Genomic DNA, 17,760 nt, shown 5'->3' with positions numbered 1-17,760 from the left:
TTCAGGTAAAATATATTGCCAATCAGCGCTATTAAAATGTAGAGTGCAGCTTCAATATTATTAAATAATTTTTTGCATAATATTTTATATAATTAGTTAACTTTAGTTTTAAATAGAACCAAAACTAAAAAACCATTATTTTAAACCTATAAATGACCACAAAGAAAAATACGAAACAGAAAAACTAACCAAAAAACAACAATCAACCAAAATTAAACCAACTCTTAACGAAAAGACAAATACAACACCGCAGCCCATCTGTAACTGTATTTTCTTCTTTAATGCGCTCAAATGAATACAAAATCGAAGTTTGAACTAGAAATTGTTCGTAAAGTACGGACAATCAGAAAAGAAAAAAACAAAGGCCAAACCTATATTGCCATGGTGTTGAAAGTTTCTGATGGATATATAGGACAAATCGAAGGAGAAAGATGGCCAGCAATGTATACCTATGACCAACTCAATAAAATAGCTATAGATTTTGGCTGTAGTCCACAAGACTTCTTTCCCCATGAAAGTATCATAGAGAATCATATTTAGAAAGAACCACAACTAGACTGATTCCAAAAACAAGCAGATGAATGGCGTTTGACTCCTAATTCAGCAAAATTCATCTGTTTGCTTCTATTTTGTGCATCATTCACAAAATCCAGTTCCAGATCAATTGGAATTTCTTGGTCAAACAAAGAAACCATGATGAAGAGATAAATAATGTACCTTATTTTAATACAACAATCCGCTGCGCTTCGAGTTTAAAGTGGACTGCTCCAGTCAATTCCAGCTGACTCAATATGGTAGAAAGCTCATCAAACCTGGAAAATTTTGCAGTCAAAACACGATTCTGATCAACCAAATCATCATATACCACCGCCACATTGTACCAACGGCTGATCTTTTTCATGATACTTCCCAATGATTCCTGATTAAACACAAATAAACCACTCTTCCAGGCCACCAAATCCTCCACATTTCGATTTTCTACCACAGCCTTGGTTGTCGTCAGCAATAACTCTTGTCCGGCTTTCAATAATGTTTCTTTATTATCCACTGAGGGATGATCTACCAATACGCTACCTTGTAATAGCGCAGTACGTACAGTATCATCATCCAGATAGCTGCTCACCTGAAAATGAGTTCCCAAAACCTTCAGTTCCTGCCTGGCTGATTTAACAATAAAAGGACTCTCAGCAAGGCTTGCAACTTCAAAATACGCCTCTCCATCCAATATTACTTTACGTATTTTCTGTGCTGAAAAAACCCCTGGAAATTTAATCGAGGAAGCTGCATTTAACCAGACCTTAGACCCATCAGATAAAGTGAGCATATACTGACCACCATTGGGCGTTTCAAGAGTAAATTCCGTTTCATTGGCTAAAACCGGCAATTCCGTACCATCATTATAAGTAATTCCGGATTCGCTGATCAGCAATCCACTGTTCACCTCACTCAAATTCATCCTTTGTCCATCAGCCAACACTAGCGTCGCCTTATTACTTCCCGGTACTATCCCATAAGAAGCTGAACCAGTAATCGGATCATTAAATTTTGAAGCCCTGATCTGAGGGTAAAAGATAGACATCAGGCCCGTCACCAATAAAGCCGTACAGGCAATCGCGAGATAAGCAAAAGACCTTTGCTTATAAAATGGAATGAGTTTTATCTTTTGATCGGCAGATTTGATCAGTTCACTTAAAGCAGGATACAGGGCGGCAATATGTTTTTTTAAACGCGGGTCGATAAAACCTGGAGGCAGTTCATCTACCAGAGCTTTACGAATCAATAAACGCAACTCCTTTTCGGAAAGCGTTCCAAAATGCGCCATCAGCAATTCCGTTTCCTCATCGCTGACAAACTTTCTGAAGTAATCAAATACCAGATTTTCGGCCAGTGTATTCAAATGAGTTTTGAAATCAGTTTTTAGAGGAATACTCCCTCTTTTATCCCAAACGGTCAGGAATAAATCCTGGACCAGTTTATCAGTTAAATTCTGATCCTTTAAGAGGTGAAGCAGTTGCCCATATATCTTCCCACTGAAATGCGTATAAATGTTACCGAATGCAGTCTCATCCCCTGCCTTCAGTTTGATCAGTTCTTCTTTTTCATTCCAGTGATCTGGTACTTTAATCCCCATAAATTATTTGCCTTGTTTTGATTAATGAAGCCTTTTCCTGATTAAAAATAGTGATTTTCCAAACCTAAATTTAATCAGGAAAAAAGCAATTAATACTTATAACAACAATTTAATACAAACGTTTGTATTAAATTCTCAATTTTACCAGGGGCTGGATTAATAAGCTCTGCTTCTGATCTCTTCTATATCTGCGATAGAAATTGCCAGATCCTTACCTAACTGTCTGAAACCATCTGCAGTCACCACATAATCATCCTCTACCCTAATGCCACCAAAGTTTCGGTAAGCCTGAACTTTATCGTAGTTGATATAGGCTGAAAATTCATTCGCTGCCTGCCATTGGTCCATCAATTCCGGAATAAAATATAATCCAGGCTCTACAGTCACCACATACCCCTCTTCCAATGCTTTTCCTAGTCTCAGCGACTTTAGGCCAAACTGTGTGGTATTTTTAACCAGTTCATCCGTATAACCAACGTATTGCTCCCCAAGATTTTCCATATCATGAACATCTAAACCCATCATATGACCGGTTCCACATTGAAAAAATAAAGCATGTGCACCCTGTGCAACTGCATCCTCCATGTTCCCTTTCATCAGGCCCAATGTCTTTAAACCTTCAGCCAGACTAAGACAGGATTGATAATGTACATCGATATACCTTACACCAGGTTTTAAAGTTTGTACTGCTTCCTGATAGGCATGAAGCACGATATTATAGGCATCTCTTTGTTCTGCTGAGAATTTTTTGCCCGCAGGAAAAGTACGTGTCAGGTCACCTGCATACCCCATAGCCGTTTCCGCTCCTGAATCGTTCAAGACCATATCACCTTCTTTGAGAATATTCCCATGGTAATGATTGTGCAAAATCTGTCCGTTTACGGTGAGAATAATCGGATACGCCAATTGTCCGCCAGCCTGTAAGGCCACCTGATGAACAGCGGCTGCCAGTTCATTTTCTGACATACCAGGTCTAGCCAGCTCCATCGCTCGCAGGTGCATATCTGCCGAAATCACAGAAGCCTTATCCAGTTCCCTGATTTCCACTGCTGATTTCCTGGAACGCTGTGCCACTACAGCTTTGATCAGGGGAATCGATGCCTGTTCTTTTACTCCAGCTGGCCTGATGTCCAGCAATTCTGCCAATTTGATTTTATGCTCTGCGCGATATGGTGGTAGAAAATGTATGGTTCTCCCCTGACTTTTTGCTTTAGCCAGGTATTGGTCCAGCTGGCTAAAAGCACTGAGGGAAGTAATCCCTGATTCATTCGCTTTTTCGGCAAGTGTCTTTTGCCTGCCCATCCAAACAATGGCATCAATGCTCATCTCATCTCCAAAAAGAGTCACCTGGGGTTCGTCAAGGTCAATTACCGCAGCCAATTGTGGTTCCGGAATTCCAAAATAATATAAAAAAGTGCTGTCTTGTCGGAAGTGATAGGCATTATCCAGAAAGTTCATCGGACTCTCTTCATTTCCCAGGAACAACAAAATTCCTGATTTAAATTGTTCGGATAGTTGTTTTCTTCTTGCTATATACTCGTCTTTATGAAACATATCTGATGGTTTTTTAATGCTTTTTCAAAGTTAGCGCTTCAACACAAGTATTCTACATTTTTCGGGAAATAATCAGAGCAAGCTGATCAGCTGAAAGCGCAATAAAAAAGGCTATCTCTGTAGAGATAGCCAGTCTGAATCATGATATAACCGCTTGATCCGGCTGTTTATTTCAATACATGAAATGCCAATACATTTTGTACATCAAATACATTTACCGACTTATTAAATCTTTTTTTGATGCTAGGGAGTGCTTCTCCGGAGATCCAGATTCTAAGCTCTGCATCCAGATCAAATGTGCCGGAAGTCTCTACACTAAAGCGGGAAATGCTTTTGTAAGAAACAGACATAAATTCTGTTTTGCTACCTGTTAATCCCTGAACGTCTACCAGGATAAGGCGTTTTGTGGTAAAAATAAAAGTATCTCTGAGCAATTTAAATCCCAATTCAATGGTCTCTCCTTCGGTTAAAAGTTTTTGATAATCTTTGTTCAACTGATCGTTGTTAACGATACCTGCATTGCCCATCAGGGCAGAAAATAATCCCATATTATATTTTAGTGTTTGGTTTCGCCTGTTCTTCTTTCAATAACCTGAAAGAGGTAGCTTTAAATCTACCGTTTACCACTTTCCCAGTCACCTCTGCTTTTCTGACTTTATTACAGAAACCATCTTTAGCATGTGCATCTCCATGATCGTCAATATCTGATCCATCTACAAAATAAGCATGGCCATCAATACGTACTGCAAGGTCACATTCCTTTCCTTCCATCCCAAATTTACATTCTCCACAGGCAGTTTCTACCACATGTGGTTTTTCAAAATTGATGACAACCGGAGCTTTTTTTGCTTTCTCCTGAGCCTGAACTCCCAGTGCCAGGACAGCGAAAAACATGAGCGTGATAAACTTTTTCATATTCGTTTAATTTTTTCTAAAAATAGAATAATTTAATAGCATTCGAAATAGGCTATCTAAAAGATTTAGGGGTACACTGCAGGTGTTTTTTGAAAAAAATATTAAAGTTAGCAGGATATTCAAAACCAAGGCAATAGGCGATCTGTGCTACATTCCACTCAGTATGCTTCAACAAAGCAACGGCCTCAGTTGCAATCCTTCTGGATACATGATCCGATGTAGTTCTGCCAGTCACTTCTTTTACACTATGGTTCAGGTGATTCACATGTACAGAAAGCTTATGGGCAAAATCATGAGCCGTTCTCAGCTCCAGAACATGATCAGAGGAACCGATTGGAAACTGGCGTTCCAGGAGCTCTAGAAACAGAGAAGTCAACCTCACAGAAGCATTGTTTTCTTTGAAATAAGTACTCGCCGGCCTGACTTTCAAAGCTTCATGTACAATCAAATGAATATAGTTGCGCAAGAGGTCGTATTTATGAACATACTCCCCCTCCATTTCTTCCATCATTTTCATCATGATGCCCTTAAAAGTCTCCTCCTGCTGTTCATTGATCAAAATCACAGGGCATTCCTGGATTCTCCACAACAAAGACTCCCTTAAACTTTCATTCCTCTTATGAATAAAATTCTCCGTAAAAAGACAGAAATAACCAGTTTGAGCTTCGGAAGTCGACTCCCATGCATAGGGAATATTAGGATTGGTGAATAATAATGCTCTTCCATTCACTTCAATCTTTTCGTTGGGATAATGAAGCACCCCATGGCCTATAATCAAAGAAATTTTGTAAAAATCCCTGCGGTTATATGGCGTTGGATTCAGGTGGCAATAAGCCGATCTTTTGAAAACACCAAAATGTCCGATATCGCTCACCATTTCAAAACTTGGAACAACAATTTCCGGGCGCTGAATCTTTAGATTATCATAGTAATCCTGCAAGCTTTCACTCTTATTCACTACGTACAGGTCTTGATTTTTCAGCAACATAACATCGATATTTAAGTAAATTTAAGGTTTGATCTGCGTACCTGCACGCAATTCTTCAGATGGACTTGTAACAAGTTCATCACCAATCCTGAGCGCGCCAAAAATTTCAGCTTGATCATCCGTTTCTCTACCTTTTTTTACATTCACTTTTTCCGCCTTATGATCTACGACCTTCCATACATAAATGCCTTCGGCAGTTTCTATGATTGCCTTTTTAGGAACTACAAAAGTACTCGCATTGGCTGGAAGTGGAATATAAACTTCTGCGATCATTCCTGGTAAAAGTTGTTTATTGACGTTTGGAACATCCATTTCCACTTTTTCTGAACGCAAACGTAAGTCTAAAGCCCCGGATAAACGCTTCACTTTAGCTTTAAATACTTGTTCCGGAACAGACCTCAGCGTAAAACTCACTTCATCCCCTGCTTTTAAATAACCTGTATATACTTCAGGAATCGCAACGGCCAGACGCAGGTGTTTTTGCTCTTGCAAAGTAAACAATGGAAGCTCAGATCCTTTTCCGGAAGGACCTACGTAAGCCCCCAAATTCACATTCCTGGCCGTAATGATCCCATTAAAAGGTGCACGAATTTCCAGGTAATCCCGTAAAGAACCGACCTCCTGATAAGCAGCTTTAGCCGCATCCAACTGTGCCAGATCAGAATTCCTGCGGGCAATCGCCTGATCCAGGTCATTCTTTGAAATCGTACCAGGGGTTTTACTGGTTTCATACAGACGGTCGTAATGTGCTTTACTTGCCATGTAAAGCGCTTCCTGTGATTTCAACCTGCTTTTTGCAGCCGACAACTGGGAATTGGTTTCAGGTGCTTCTAAAGTCATCAAAAGCTGGCCCTTCTTCACCTCCGAACCTATATCTACGTTTAAAGTTTTCACAAAGCTGCTCACCTTGGCATAAAGGTCTACCTGCTGAAAGGCACTTAGCTCGCCAGGAAGCTGTAAAGCCGTCGACAATTTCTCCTTTTGAAGTTTAAAAGTCGGTATTGCTGCCGGTTTCTCAGTACTCAGTTCTTCTTTTTTTGCATTGGCTGTACAACCATTTAACAAGGTCGGCAATGCCATTCCCCCAGTAAGGTAAATGAGGTATGGAAATATATATTTTTTCATTTGTGCGCTATTTTATATCTTAATAATGATGAGTACCTACCGTTTTATTCAGACAATCCCTGAATGTAATGTTTACTGTCTTTATCTTCCGGATCAAGAGAAATTGACTCCGTTGAAACTTTTCCCTGCACCCAGGCGAACACGAGTGGTAAAATCACCAGCACTGCAAAAGTAGAAGCAATTAACCCGCCAATTACCGCTCTTCCCAATGGGGAAACCTGATCACCACCTTCGCCATGTCCAATCGCCATTGGTAACATCCCTGCAATCATAGCCACTGTGGTCATGATGATGGGACGAATCCTTAAAGCCGCGGCCTCTCTTGCCGATTCCAACGCATTTCCATTGTGTTTTCGCAAGTGTTCCGCATTGGTAATTAGAAGTACAGCATTGGCTATGGATACGCCCACCGACATGATAATTCCCATATAGGACTGCAGGTTCAAAGTAGAGCCTGTGAGCATCAACAGTAACAATGCACCTAAGATCACCGCTGGTACCGTTGCTAAAATTACTAAAGGAACTTTAAAAGATTGAAAATTAGCGGATAACATTAGAAAAATCACCACAATAGCGACCAACAATCCGGACTGCAAACTACTCAGGGTATCGTCCAGCACTTTAATCATTCCTACTGGCTGTACAATTAATCCTCTTGGTAGTGTTCCCAACGACTGAATAGCCTCATTCACATCTTTTGAAGCAGTCCCCAGATCTTTTTTGTTCAAATTCGCCGTAACCGATAAATAAGGAGTAGCGCCCACATTGTCATTTTCACCATAGGTCGTATCAGTGGTAATGCTGGCTACATCGCTCAAAACCGGACGACTGGAGTTTTTCAAGAGCGGAATTTCTCCCAGGTTTTCTTTACTATCCATTTTATTGAAAGGCACCTGTACCTGTACGCCGTAGGCCAGGCCAATCCTTTCGTCAACCCAGACGTTTTTATCCGTGTATCGGGAGGATGAGGTAGAAGCGACCAAAGATCTCGACACATCATTTAAATCCAGGCCTACCTGAGCTGCTTTAATCCGGTCGATGTTGATATTCAATGAAGGATATTTGATCGGTTGCGCAATCTGCACATCTCTCAAATAAGAAATTTTAGAAAGTTCCTTCTTAATTTTATTCGCATATTCTTCGTTTTCTTTTTTGTTCTTTCCGGCAATACGTACCTCTACCGGAGTAGAAGAACCCTGGCTCAGCACTTTGTCTGTCAGCTCAATCGGTTCAAATGAAAGTTTAACATCTGGTTCCAGTTCTTTCACACGAGCCCTTAACCGGTCTTTGAACTCCTCCATATCCACATGATAATCTTTCAGGCCCACCTGGAAAACAGCTTCATGAGGCCCAGCCATAAACAGGTAAATCGGGTTTACAGAAAACAAAGCGGGATGCTGGCCTACATAAACAGAAGTAATTGCCAGGTGTTCCGGCCCCACCATTTTCTTTAACTCTGCCAAAATCGACTGTACCTTTTCTTCAGTGCGTTCCAGACGGGTGCCATCAGGGGCTCTCATTCTCATTTGAAACTGACTGGAATTCACTTTAGGTAAAACATCTCTACCAATATTGGCCAGTAAAAGGCTTGCTATGGAAATGATCAGCACCAGATATCCCAGCACTACCGGCTTCCGATAAGGCATCATCCGATCCAGGAAACGCATGAAACGGTTCCTGAATCGCTCAAAAAGACTGATTTTTCCATCCTTGTTAAAATCTGAACTTTCTACTAGAACCTTCTTCTGATTCAGGGTATCTTTTTCTGATTCCAGACTTAATCCCGTTTCCAGAAAAACAGCTTCATCCTCTGTAATCTTATCCGAATGGGCTTTTGCCTTTTTTGGATGCGCAATCATCAGCCAGTTGGCCATAATCGGCACAAAGGTCTGAGATAAAATGAAGGAGACTATCATGGAAAAACCAATCGCCAATGCCAGTGGCAGGAATAAAGCACCAGGAATCCCGGTCATGGTAAAAGCAGGTGCAAATACAGCGAGGATACAGAATAAAATCAGCAATTTTGGAAAGGCAATTTCCTTACAGGCATCCCAAATGGCTAAAGCCTTTGGTTTCCCCATGTCAAAATGCTGGTGTATATTTTCAATGGTTACTGTCGATTCATCTACCAGAATCCCAATAGCCAGCGCCAATCCACTCAAGGACATGATGTTGATCGTTTGTCCGAAAAGTTTCAAAAACAAGACCCCGGCAATGATAGAAGTAGGAATCGTCAGGATCACAATCAATGCGGCGCGCTTATCTCCAAGGAATAATAAAACCATCAATCCCGTTAGCAAAGCACCAATTACGCCTTCACTGATCAGACTTTTCACCGCATTGATCACATAGACCGATTGATCAAACTCGTAGGAAAGTTTCACATCTTCCGGCAATGTATTCTGAATCATCGGTAAGTTCTCTTTTAATTTACTCACCACATCCCAGGTAGAAGCATCTCCAGACTTCGCAATACTTAAATACACCGAGCGTTTACCATTAATCAGGGCATAACCCGCCGTAGCATCTGCCCCATCCCTCACTACCGCAACATCACGAAGGTAAAGGTTTTGTACTCCCCCTTTAAACAAAGGAATGTTCTCAAATTCTTTTACTTTTTTGATCGTATAATTGGTTGGAGTCAGGTAATTCTTATCCCCCATACGGACATTTCCTGAAGGTGCAGTCTGGTTGTTCACTTTAATCGCTTCAACAACCTGATCCACCGTCAGCTGATGGGCACGTAACAATTCCGGATCTACATTGATTTCAATTGTACGTACACTTCCACCGAAAGGTGCAGGAGATAGTAATCCTGGAATCGCAGTAAATGAAGCCCTTACATAAGTATTCGCAAAATCCTGCAATTCATTGTTACTCCGGATCGGACTACTCAACACCAGCTGCCCGACGGGCAGGGATGAAGCATCAAAACGAATGATGAATGGCGGCTGTGAACCCGGAGGGAAAATTGCCTGGGCTCTATTAGACAGCGCACTGAGTTCGGCAGCAGCCTGAGCCATATTCGTTCCTTCATAATAGGTGAGTTTCATCAACATCAAACCTTGCACATTCTTCGTTTCTATGGCCTTAATTCCATTGGCGAAAAGCAGGATATTGATGTATTGTTTTCCAAAATAAGCCTCCATCTGGGAAGGCGTGTATCCCCCATAAGGGTGTGCAATATAAATGACCGGAAGGTTCATTTTTGGTAGAATATCTACCTTGATGTCTTTGATGGCACCTATTCCAAAGAAAAATAAACCGGCAACCAGCACCAGGATGGAGATGGGTTTACGTAGGGCAAAGCGTATTAAATTCATGGACGTAGCTAATTAAAATTCGTTGATAAACAGGTCAAAATCCCCAAGGGCCGCTGATTTGAGTAAGAGTGCCTGCCATACATTGTTATAGGCAATGTCGCGGTCAGTTTCTGCCCGGTTCAGGACATACAGGGCCTGAGTAAGGTCCACGATCGTGCTGAGTCCATTTTTATATAAAGTGCTCTTTTGCAGGTAAGCATCCGAAGCTGCTTTCACCTGAATCGGTGCTTCTTTATAATTGTCGATTGCGTTTTTCAATTTGGTATCTGCAATGGCCAGCTGTGCCTGCAACTGTTGCGCTACAAGGTCGTACTCCTCCTGCAGTCCTTTCGAAAGAAATTCCTGTGCCTTTACCTGCGGATGTGTCCGCAGGATGCTGGTCAGATTCCAGACCATTCCTACACCAAAAAGATAATTTCCACGAACCGGATTGATGCCATCCGCATAATTCCGCGTAAAAGCAGTCTGATTTTGTGCATAGGCAGAACTGAACCCGGATCCCCTGCCTTGCATTACACCAAACATAGAGAAAGTAGGATAATAGGATTTGCGAAACAACTGAGTCTGCTGATCACTGACTGCCAGCCTACTGCGGTAGAACTGTAGCAAAGGATGTGATTTTTCCTGCAGGGTACTATCTGGATACAATTGCGAGGGAATTCTGGTAATGGAGGCAGTATCCAGTACCAGACTGGTCACCGTTTGTCCCATCAATAAACCCAGCCGGTTGGCCTGCTCCTGCTCCAGGTCTTTTGCTTTTGTTAAAGCAATCTTTGCGCTGGAGACCTCCGCTTTGGCCAGAGAGGAGTCGACACCGGCAATCAGGCCGTTACTCGCCCGGATCACTGCGGTATTTTTAAAAGTGACCGCTCTTTGCAGGTTGTTTTCCTGAGACCTTCTGAGGCGCTGTGCGGCCAGTAAATTAAGGTAAGCGGCAGAGACCTTGATTTCCTGCTGGAACTGTTCCTGTGCCAGATCCTGCTGGTCTCTTTTCAGAATTCCGGCAGATACCTTTACCCGCTCTTTAATCTTCCCGAAACTAAAAAACTCCCAGTTCACATTGGCCAGATACAAAGCTCCAAAAGCTGCATTCCAGTTTTGCTGATCAAAGGCTGGTCCGCTGGAAGCAATACCAAGGCCACCCAAACCATAGGAAGGCCCGTTCTGTCCGTTAATGGTTCCGTAATCCTGCTGGGCAGATAAACTGAGGTTTGGTAAATAATCTTTTCTGGCTTGCTGAAGAGCCGCCTCTGAGGCATTTACATAATTCTTTTTAGCCTTAATGCTGCCATAATTTTCCAGAGCGGTATGGATCGCATCTTTTAAATAGAGCGTTTGTGCATAGCTGCCGGAGCTGTTCAAGATTAAAAAACCAGACAGTACGGCCATAAATAATAAAGGTTTAGGCATGGTGTATGTATTACACCACAAATTTATCCCCTGAGGGTAAAATCAAAGTATTCCGTTCAAACCAATAATTATGAAAATCAAATAATTTTCTCAATTATTTCTTAATGACATTCCTTTTACAAAAAGTTCCAATCCTTCACATGGGAGTCCTGATGCTCTTTTTTCGCGATGTCCTTAAATTTTGCTACCAATTCCGGCTGACTAGCAGCCAGGTCTTTAGTTTCATTTCTATCAGTTTTCAAATGATAAACCTGCCATGGGCTATTCGGATCCTTCCTTACATTGGTACGAACCCCTTTCCAGTCGCCCATTCTGATGGCCAGCTGTCCTCCTTTTTCAGGAAATTCGAAATACAAATATGCGTGCTTTTGCTGCTGCCTGGGTTTTCCGGTTAAAGTGGGAAGAAAGGACAATCCATCTGTATTTTCTACTTTCTGCCCGCTTAGTTCTCCAAGCGTAGCTAAAAGGTCGTACTGCGCAGAAATCAGCTTAGACCTAGATCCGGCTTTAATTTTCCCTGGCCATCTGGCGATAAAAGGTTCCCGGATCCCTCCTTCATAGACATCGGTTTTCAAACCCCTTAAACCAGCAACACTATTGAAATATCTCGCATCCACCCCTCCGTTAAAAGTTGTTCCATTGTCACTTGAAAACATAATAATCGTATCCTCATCTAAGCCCAGATCTTTTATTTTTTGGAGAATGATCCCTACCTGTGCATCCAAAAATGTGATCATTGCAGCATATGTGGAAAAAGGATACTGATTGGGCGCATAACCTTGTTGTCCATAATAAGGCTGTTCTTCAAACTTACCCAGATAAGGTTTCAGGTAAGCATCCGGCACTTGCAGTGAAACATGTGGCAATGGATATGGGAGGTATAGGAAAAAAGGCTTTTCTTTATGCTGATCGATAAAAGATAAGGCCTTCTCCGTCATTTTTTCGGGAGCATAAACCTTTCCTTTAAAACGGTCAAAATCTTCCTTCTTCGCTTTTTTAGGATCCAGTGGCTGATGTACATAAACATAAGGATTATCCAGTGAATCCAGCTGGTCATTTTCCCATAAGTGGGTCGGGTAAAAATTATGTGCTTGCTTTTGATCCAATAATCCGTAATAATAATCAAAACCTTGTTTCAGAGGAGAACCGGAGGTACCATTCATCCCCAATCCCCATTTACCTACCAAGGCGGTTTTATAACCGGCTTGCTGCATCAAATGGCCTACCGTGAAGGTCCCTTCTTTTAAAGGCATCTGTCCGCGTTCTTCACTATCCGCAAAACCACCAAGCTCAAAATTGCCACGGATATAGGCATGACCACCATGTTTACCCGTCATCAGCATGGCCCTTGCAGGTGCACAAACAGGGGTACCGGTATAATGCTCTGTAAAAGTCATGCCCTCTTTTGCAAGCTGATCCAGGTGAGGAGTTTTAATTTTCTGCTGCCCATAAGCACCAATTTCAGCATAGCCAAGGTCATCGGCATATATGTAAATGACATTCGGCTTTCTTTGGGCAAAACAATTATTAACTAATCCCCATCCAAAAACAAATTGAACGAGAATTCCTGCAAATAAAACGAGTTTTTTCATTGTTGCCTAAGATATAAAAAGATCAGCCAAATATTCTCGTCTGCTTTTCGTAATTTTGCGCTCCTTATTCGGAATAGCGTTTCATGCTGCCATGCAAACGTTTGATTTACCTCATTTTTAATACCTCCACATGATGAAAAAAAACAGCCTGCTTCTTATTCCACCTTTACCCGCAGTGTTATTGGCCATCATCAGTGTGCAGGCGGGTGCAGCGATTGCCAAAGGTCTTTTTCCAGCTATTGGCCCTACAGCTACAGCTTCACTCAGAATTGGACTTTCAGCGATTATCCTTTTGATTGCTAACCGTCCAAAGGTATCTAAACTCACAAAAGCACAATGGAAAGCAGTCATTCCCTATGGATTGGCGCTAGGCGCGATGAATGTGATTTTTTACATGGCGATTAAACGTATCCCTCTGGGATTGGGAGTAACCCTGGAGTTTATCGGCCCTTTACTACTGGCAGTATTTAACTCCAAACGCGGACTGGATTACCTATGGGTATTGCTGGCTGCTGTTGGTATTGCCTTGATTGCACCCTGGTCCAATCAGGGATTAGACCTTATCGGAGTACTATTGGCCTTATTGGCCGGAGGATTCTGGGCTACCTACATTGTACTGGGCAGCCGGATTTCCAAGATCATGAAAGGTGGAGATGCCGTTTCCGTAGGTATGGTATTTGCCACACTACTTGTAGTTCCTTTCGGTTTTTTCGGCGGTGGATTTCATGAATTAACACCAACCTTGTTATTAATGGGTGGAGCATTGGCCCTTTTATCAAGTGCCATCCCATTCACTTTAGAAATGAGCGCCCTCGGACAAATGCCAGCCCGTACTTTCAGTATCCTGATGAGCATGGAACCAGCAGTCGCTTCTCTCTGCGGATTGATATTCCTACATGAACATCTTTCTCTTTTTGAATACCTTGCCGTTGCTTTGGTGGTTATTGCCAGCGCAGGTGCAACATTAACTTCTAAAAAAGAAGTTTTATAGCTTCTTTCCAATAGCACTTTCCCGGAAAATGTTACTGATCAGCATTTCCGGAAAAGTATCTATCAATCGACGCTTAGGCAAGGCTCAGAAAACTCAGCAATTCCTGTTTTTCTTCTGCTTCCAATTCTACAATTCCTTCTATAATATAAAACAATTGTGCTCTTTCATTGGAGTTCAGCAAGACATGAGTAAGTCTCACAAAAGCTTTCTTTTGATCAATACTTAAGCCGCTAAACAGTTTAGGCTGGAGCTCATACATGAGTTTTAAAGTTTCTACCAACTCCCTTCTCTGGGCAGCTTCTGCTTCCTGAAAAACAGGCAACACCCCCTCCGATTCATACTTTTCTATCAGTTTATTTGAGAATTCTTTCAGGAAAGGCTTCCTTTTATTCCTTAATAACTCGTTGACCTTTTTAATCAGGAACTTATACTCCGGTGCTGATTTTGTACGGGCATATAGTTTTACCTGAGCCTCATGATCTTTACTGCTAAAATCAAAATCGTCAAAAAATTCGCTCTCAATGAAAACACTGTGATAATATTCATCGGCTTTCTTATTCAATGTGGTATAATCCTTATAGACTTCCTCGCCTTTATGATTGATAAAATAGTTTTTCGACAGTTCCTTATGCAAGGATTCTTTCCATTGTATAAATTTAACGGTAAACACGGTATTAGTTTCCGGATATCTAAACACAAGCTGATCTTCCAGATCAACAATATTTTCCTGATAAGTCAGGGCTTCTCCATTGATAATAATAGAAAAACCTCTTTTTCGATGTAATTCCAAAAACCAGCAAAATTCAGCCTGTAAATAAGGAATAATACTTTGCTCCATGGCTTCTTTTGAAAACAATACATGAGCAAATGAAACTGTAGTCCCAGTAGCTTTGCCCTTTACATCCTCATCTAGCATCCTGGCTTCATAATGATTCAATCCACCCGCAGCAACCTGAATACTGGCATTTTTGAACTGGCCGTTTTCTTCATAAATGGTATTCCATTCTGCCGCATGTGCGAAAGTAAAAAAGGTAAGCCTCCCTACCCCATTTTTTCCATGCATGGTTGATTTATGCAAATGAATCCTTTGTTCCATGGCTTTTTCAGATTCATAAAATGGATTGAACTTATCTTTCAATAGAGAAAAATTGATCCCATACCCGTTATCCGAAATCTTCAGACTTTCTATACTTCCTAAGGCGTTATAGGTGTAATCAATCAAAATCGTATCTGCTTTCGCATCAAAACCATTCCATATGTATTCTGCAAGCGCTTGTTTTTCATTGTAGGGCTGCAGCACTTTTTTTATCCCTTTGGAAGTGATGTTTACATTATTGTTGGCCATAACGAGCTAATTAGGTTGAAAATACTTGAAATTCAAATTTAGCAAAAGGATCGTCATCTTCCATGGAAAAAGCTTCAACACAGTACTACAGCAATCCTGATAGAATGAACCAGCTACTCATCGGTTCCAAACAACATGACGAAAGCCTGAAAATCATCGACGAAAATATTTTCATCGATTGGTCGAGAAGTTAAAAGGGTTGGTCGACTGTTCTTTTAAACTGGTCTAAAGCGGCAAAAACCGCCGTAACCTTTCTCATTTGAACTGGTCTTAACTACAAAAAACCTTAAAAAACTTAAAAACAAAAGACATGAAAACTTCCATCAAAACCTTATTCGCTTCAGCTTTAACAGCCATCGTTTTAACCTCTTCAGCTTTTACTACAATAGCTAAAGAAAAATCACCAGCAAGCATTAACGCCACAGTAAAATTCAACAAAGTAGTCGTAACCGGAAATGCCAATGTAATTTTGGTTCAGGGAAATACTGAAGGAATCAATAGTTACAATGAAGTTCAAAACGGAAACACCAGCGTTAAACAAATGGGCTATACCTTGTACATCAACTCTACGGATAAAAGCACAATTTATGTTCATGTGAAAGACTTACAAAGAATCGATGCCGCAGAAACTGCAACCGTAAAAACCCGTGGTAATTTTAACTTAGCCGTACTTCAGATCTTCCTTAAAGACAATGCTAAAGCAAAAGTAACTGCAAATGTGGGTAGCCTTTACACAGAAATAAGCGGACAATCAGACTTAAAATTAAGCGGATCATCCACTGAACACCACCTGGTTAAAAATGATGTATCTAAATTAAACCAAACAGATTTTGTGATCGCAAAACTCTAGAATAAAAGCAATTGAAGCATCCGGAAAATGCCGGATCCAGTAACACAGGGATCATTCGACCAGCCCATAAAACGAAAAACCGTTCTGGAGAAGAGCGGTTTTTTTTATTAAAAAAGAGCTGCAGCAGACCTGCAAAGCAGTCAAAAAAACTAAACATGTGGTGACCTTACTACAATAAATCATTAGCCAAATTAGCCAGTTCACTACGTTCTCCTTTATCCAGGGTGATGTGCGCATATAGCGGATGATTTTTTGCACTTTCAATCAGGTAAGATAATCCATTGCTTTCCGCATCCAGATAGGGTGTGTCAATCTGATAAATATCACCTGTAAATACTATTTTGGTTTCTTCTCCCGCACGTGAAATAATTGTCTTGATTTCATGTGGAGTCAGGTTTTGCGCTTCATCAACAATGAAAAAAATCCGGGTCAGCGTTCTTCCCCTGATGTAAGCCAGGGGCGCAATCAAAATCTTTTCATTATTTACAAATTCGTCTATCCTCGCCTGAGTTTTAGGATCATGATGATACTGTTCCTTAATAAATCGCAGGTTATCCCAAATGGGTGCCATATAGGGATCAATCTTCGATTTTGCATCACCTGGCAAAAATCCGATATCCTTATTGCTTAAAGCTACAATTGGCCGCGTAACATAGATCTGCCGATAATCCTTACGCATTTCCAATGCCGAGGCAATCGCCAGCAAAGTCTTTCCTGTCCCTGCTTTTCCCTGGATGGTCAGCAATTTAACTGCAGGATTCATTAAAGCGTTTATAGCCATGCTCTGTTCTTCATTTCTGGGAGAAATATTGAACACTTTTTGAGGTTTTACTTTAATGAGCTGATCACTTTGAACGTCATGGTAAGCCGCCTGGGTTTTTCTTTTACTTTTCAGCATATAGAAATGATTCCCGGCATCAGCGCTTAAACCAAAGGCTGCTGCCGGAACACTTCCCTCATTTTTCAAAGTATCAAAAAGCTGGGCATCTACATTTGAAAGCGTCGTTTTCCCGGTATATAAAGCTTCTACATTTTTGACCTTACCAGTTTCATAATCTTCAGCATGAAGATCCAGTGATTTCGCTTTTAAGCGCAAACAGATATCCTTAGACACCAACACCACCTTCTTTTCCGGAAATTCTTCCTGTAAACTCAATGCAGCATTCAAAATCCGATGGTCAAATTTACCAGCACCAAAAACAGCCTCAGCATCCTGGCTCGAAGGTTTATGATCCAATACCACTTTAAAATGTCCTTGTTTTATTCCTTTTAATGGAATCCAATGGTTCATGATTTTGTCGCCGGAAGCCTGATCCATCAAGCGGATAAAACTTCTGGCTTCTGCATTTCTGGTTTCATTCCCATTTTTCATATTGTCCAACTCTTCCAATACCTGTATGGGAATCGCTACATCATGCTCCTGAAAGTTATTGAAAGCATTATGATCATACAATATGACCGAAGTATCTAATACAAAGATCTTTTTTTTCGCGGAATTACGTTTTGGGGAAGCTTTAGTCATGATATATAAATTTA

The 17,760-nt window shown here is 41.1% G+C and carries 15 protein-coding genes; 4 read left to right on the top strand and 11 right to left on the bottom strand.

The window, feature by feature from the left end; genetic code table 11:
* The first annotated feature begins 291 nt into the window (after positions 1-291).
* A complete protein-coding gene (locus R2Q94_RS08380; RefSeq protein ID WP_316820998.1) occupies positions 292-540 on the top strand; it encodes a helix-turn-helix transcriptional regulator in 249 nt (82 codons plus the stop codon).
* 178 nt (positions 541-718) lie between these two features.
* On the opposite strand, the gene R2Q94_RS08375 is transcribed toward R2Q94_RS08380, so the two are convergent.
* The 9 genes from R2Q94_RS08375 to R2Q94_RS08335 form a co-directional block, all read right to left on the bottom strand.
* Positions 719-2,131: a FecR domain-containing protein gene (locus R2Q94_RS08375; protein ID WP_316820997.1), complete on the bottom strand. Its 1,413-nt coding sequence runs from the start codon at positions 2,129-2,131 to the stop codon at positions 719-721.
* A 156-nt stretch (positions 2,132-2,287) separates the two neighbouring features.
* Positions 2,288-3,685 carry an aminopeptidase P family protein gene (locus R2Q94_RS08370; protein ID WP_316820996.1) on the bottom strand — a complete coding sequence of 466 codons (1,398 nt, stop codon included), beginning with the start codon at positions 3,683-3,685 and terminating at the stop codon, positions 2,288-2,290.
* Positions 3,686-3,852: 167 nt separating this feature from the next.
* The gene (locus tag R2Q94_RS08365; RefSeq protein WP_316820995.1) at positions 3,853-4,233 is read right to left on the bottom strand and encodes a PH domain-containing protein; all 381 of its coding nucleotides are present in this window, start codon (positions 4,231-4,233) and stop codon (positions 3,853-3,855) included.
* Position 4,234: 1 nt separating this feature from the next.
* Entirely contained in the window at positions 4,235-4,600 is a 366-nt protein-coding gene (locus R2Q94_RS08360; RefSeq protein WP_316820994.1) for a DUF6370 family protein, read from the bottom strand.
* A gap of 52 nt (positions 4,601-4,652) precedes the next feature.
* Positions 4,653-5,588 (bottom strand): helix-turn-helix transcriptional regulator, encoded by a 936-nt coding sequence (locus R2Q94_RS08355; RefSeq protein ID WP_316820993.1) that lies wholly within the window; start codon positions 5,586-5,588, stop codon positions 4,653-4,655.
* 21 nt (positions 5,589-5,609) lie between these two features.
* Positions 5,610-6,713, bottom strand: a complete 1,104-nt coding sequence (locus R2Q94_RS08350) for an efflux RND transporter periplasmic adaptor subunit (protein ID WP_316820992.1) — start codon at positions 6,711-6,713, stop codon at positions 5,610-5,612.
* Positions 6,714-6,757: 44 nt separating this feature from the next.
* Positions 6,758-10,036 carry an efflux RND transporter permease subunit gene (locus R2Q94_RS08345; RefSeq protein ID WP_316820991.1) on the bottom strand — a complete coding sequence of 1,093 codons (3,279 nt, stop codon included), beginning with the start codon at positions 10,034-10,036 and terminating at the stop codon, positions 6,758-6,760.
* Between the two features lie 12 nt (positions 10,037-10,048).
* On the bottom strand, positions 10,049-11,446 hold the full coding sequence (locus R2Q94_RS08340; RefSeq protein WP_316820990.1) for a TolC family protein: 1,398 nt from the start codon (positions 11,444-11,446) through the stop codon (positions 10,049-10,051).
* A gap of 116 nt (positions 11,447-11,562) precedes the next feature.
* The gene (locus R2Q94_RS08335; protein ID WP_316820989.1) at positions 11,563-13,038 is read right to left on the bottom strand and encodes an arylsulfatase; all 1,476 of its coding nucleotides are present in this window, start codon (positions 13,036-13,038) and stop codon (positions 11,563-11,565) included.
* A gap of 130 nt (positions 13,039-13,168) precedes the next feature.
* Here R2Q94_RS08335 and R2Q94_RS08330 point away from each other — a divergent pair, with 130 nt between their 5' ends.
* Positions 13,169-14,029 carry a DMT family transporter gene (locus R2Q94_RS08330; RefSeq protein ID WP_316820988.1) on the top strand — a complete coding sequence of 287 codons (861 nt, stop codon included), beginning with the start codon at positions 13,169-13,171 and terminating at the stop codon, positions 14,027-14,029.
* A gap of 73 nt (positions 14,030-14,102) precedes the next feature.
* On the opposite strand, the gene R2Q94_RS08325 is transcribed toward R2Q94_RS08330, so the two are convergent.
* Positions 14,103-15,374: an ATP-binding protein gene (locus R2Q94_RS08325; RefSeq protein ID WP_316820987.1), complete on the bottom strand. Its 1,272-nt coding sequence runs from the start codon at positions 15,372-15,374 to the stop codon at positions 14,103-14,105.
* A gap of 62 nt (positions 15,375-15,436) precedes the next feature.
* Between R2Q94_RS08325 and R2Q94_RS08320 the strand changes: the two genes are divergently transcribed.
* The gene (locus R2Q94_RS08320; protein WP_316820986.1) at positions 15,437-15,568 is read left to right on the top strand and encodes a hypothetical protein; all 132 of its coding nucleotides are present in this window, start codon (positions 15,437-15,439) and stop codon (positions 15,566-15,568) included.
* 116 nt (positions 15,569-15,684) lie between these two features.
* A complete protein-coding gene (locus R2Q94_RS08315) occupies positions 15,685-16,224 on the top strand; it encodes a GIN domain-containing protein (RefSeq protein WP_316820985.1) in 540 nt (179 codons plus the stop codon).
* A gap of 169 nt (positions 16,225-16,393) precedes the next feature.
* Here R2Q94_RS08315 and R2Q94_RS08310 read toward each other — a convergent pair whose 3' ends face one another.
* Positions 16,394-17,746 carry a PhoH family protein gene (locus tag R2Q94_RS08310; protein WP_316820984.1) on the bottom strand — a complete coding sequence of 451 codons (1,353 nt, stop codon included), beginning with the start codon at positions 17,744-17,746 and terminating at the stop codon, positions 16,394-16,396.
* Between the last annotated feature and the right edge of the window lie 14 nt (positions 17,747-17,760).

This window comes from Pedobacter gandavensis, assembly GCF_032678465.1.
Lineage (GTDB): Bacteria > Bacteroidota > Bacteroidia > Sphingobacteriales > Sphingobacteriaceae > Pedobacter > Pedobacter gandavensis_B.
This window is presented reverse-complemented; position numbering and strand designations above follow the sequence as displayed.

What these genes read in the sequence shown, in the direction of transcription:
- R2Q94_RS08380 (WP_316820998.1), top strand. Translation starts at nt 292, where the DNA reads ATGAATACAAAATCGAAGTTTGAACTAGAAATTGTTCGTAAAGTACGG.
- R2Q94_RS08375 (WP_316820997.1), bottom strand. Translation starts at nt 2,131, where the DNA reads ATGGGGATTAAAGTACCAGATCACTGGAATGAAAAAGAAGAACTGATC.
- R2Q94_RS08370 (WP_316820996.1), bottom strand. Translation starts at nt 3,685, where the DNA reads ATGTTTCATAAAGACGAGTATATAGCAAGAAGAAAACAACTATCCGAA.
- R2Q94_RS08365 (WP_316820995.1), bottom strand. Translation starts at nt 4,233, where the DNA reads ATGGGATTATTTTCTGCCCTGATGGGCAATGCAGGTATCGTTAACAAC.
- R2Q94_RS08360 (WP_316820994.1), bottom strand. Translation starts at nt 4,600, where the DNA reads ATGAAAAAGTTTATCACGCTCATGTTTTTCGCTGTCCTGGCACTGGGA.
- R2Q94_RS08355 (WP_316820993.1), bottom strand. Translation starts at nt 5,588, where the DNA reads ATGTTGCTGAAAAATCAAGACCTGTACGTAGTGAATAAGAGTGAAAGC.
- R2Q94_RS08350 (WP_316820992.1), bottom strand. Translation starts at nt 6,713, where the DNA reads ATGAAAAAATATATATTTCCATACCTCATTTACCTTACTGGGGGAATG.
- R2Q94_RS08345 (WP_316820991.1), bottom strand. Translation starts at nt 10,036, where the DNA reads ATGAATTTAATACGCTTTGCCCTACGTAAACCCATCTCCATCCTGGTG.
- R2Q94_RS08340 (WP_316820990.1), bottom strand. Translation starts at nt 11,446, where the DNA reads ATGCCTAAACCTTTATTATTTATGGCCGTACTGTCTGGTTTTTTAATC.
- R2Q94_RS08335 (WP_316820989.1), bottom strand. Translation starts at nt 13,038, where the DNA reads ATGAAAAAACTCGTTTTATTTGCAGGAATTCTCGTTCAATTTGTTTTT.
- R2Q94_RS08330 (WP_316820988.1), top strand. Translation starts at nt 13,169, where the DNA reads ATGATGAAAAAAAACAGCCTGCTTCTTATTCCACCTTTACCCGCAGTG.
- R2Q94_RS08325 (WP_316820987.1), bottom strand. Translation starts at nt 15,374, where the DNA reads ATGGCCAACAATAATGTAAACATCACTTCCAAAGGGATAAAAAAAGTG.
- R2Q94_RS08320 (WP_316820986.1), top strand. Translation starts at nt 15,437, where the DNA reads ATGGAAAAAGCTTCAACACAGTACTACAGCAATCCTGATAGAATGAAC.
- R2Q94_RS08315 (WP_316820985.1), top strand. Translation starts at nt 15,685, where the DNA reads ATGAAAACTTCCATCAAAACCTTATTCGCTTCAGCTTTAACAGCCATC.
- R2Q94_RS08310 (WP_316820984.1), bottom strand. Translation starts at nt 17,746, where the DNA reads ATGACTAAAGCTTCCCCAAAACGTAATTCCGCGAAAAAAAAGATCTTT.